Here is a 237-nt window from a genome sequence, read left to right as displayed (position 1 = left end):
ATATTAATAACCTGTACAAGGGATTCAAAAAAGTGAAAGCAGCGAAAGGAGCGGCCGGAATAGATAGGCAGTCCATAGCCGCGTTCGCCTTGAATTTAGAAGAAAACTTGAAACAACTGCAAGGTGAGCTGCAAACCAAGCAATATAGGGCACAACCTGTCAAACGGGTGGAAATACCCAAAGATGATGGCGGTGTCAGAATGCTAGGTATCCCCGCAGTTCGAGACCGAATAGTGC

Annotated in this window: 1 pseudogene; it reads left to right on the top strand. The window is 46.4% G+C overall.

The annotated features are described in order from the left end of the window. Nucleotides 1–32 precede the first annotated feature (32 nt). A pseudogene (locus tag H4J63_RS20170) lies at nt 33–237 on the top strand (group II intron reverse transcriptase/maturase); the annotation flags it as partial.

This window comes from Pseudoalteromonas sp. 5Ae-yellow, assembly GCF_014077565.1.
GTDB lineage: Bacteria > Pseudomonadota > Gammaproteobacteria > Enterobacterales > Alteromonadaceae > Pseudoalteromonas.
Note: the sequence above shows the minus strand (reverse complement) of the source record. Positions and strands in the feature narration are given on the sequence as shown.